The organism is Rubrobacter sp. M3-4 (assembly GCF_059772285.1).
The window spans coordinates 1-722 of record NZ_JCBAJP010000028.1; the positions used below are offsets into that span (position 1 = coordinate 1).

Below are 722 nucleotides of genomic sequence, written 5' to 3' on the forward strand. Positions count from 1 at the left end.
AGCAGCACCACGCCGCCAAGCATAGAAACCGCAAACACCACCCCAGCCTCCCTGCCTCCTCCCTCCCTCGCCTCCGGCAAAAGATGCGAGCCTCCCAGGTAGCAAAGCACCCCTCCCGCTGCCCCGCTCATCATCCCTACCACCGCTTCTCCAGGAGGGGAGAAAAAGAGCGTCAGCCCCGCCGCCACAGGCACCACCAGCCCCAGCACGAACGCTATCACTGCCACCTTCGCCCTGCTCGTCCCGGATCCTGCGAGAACCGCCCCGAGCGATCCTCCTTCGGGGATCTTGTGTACCATCACCCCTATCCCTATCCCTCCCACCGCAACGGCCGAGGCCCCCGCTCCTGCCGCCACGACGAACCCTTCGGCCAGGTTGTGAAGTGCAAAGCCGATCACGAAGGGGAGGAGCACGGTGGCCCCTTCTGAGCCTATCGGCCGGGTGGTATCGGCTTCATCGTGGCGATGGTGAGAGCTGTGAAGCCCTTCGAGGAGCGCCATGAGCGCGAACGCTGTGGCGAAGCAGGCTATGGCTTTTGGGCCCGCCGCCTCGACGCTCTCGGGCAGGAGGTCGGCGAAGGCGAGGGCGAGGATGATCCCTGCTGCGAAGGCGAGAAGAGAGGCTCTGGCTCTCTGGGTGATCCCACCTCCGAGCAGCCCGAAGAGGCTCGCCCCGCAGAAGCCCGCTCCGGCGAGCGAGGCTGCGAAGACAGCGTTCATCTC

At 65.9% G+C, this 722-nt stretch carries 1 protein-coding gene; it reads right to left on the bottom strand.

Annotated features, from left to right (window positions below; all coding sequences use genetic code 11):
- A partial coding sequence (locus AC6EKW_RS15025; RefSeq protein ID WP_498514827.1) for a ZIP family metal transporter occupies positions 1-722 on the bottom strand: 722 nt, incomplete at both ends.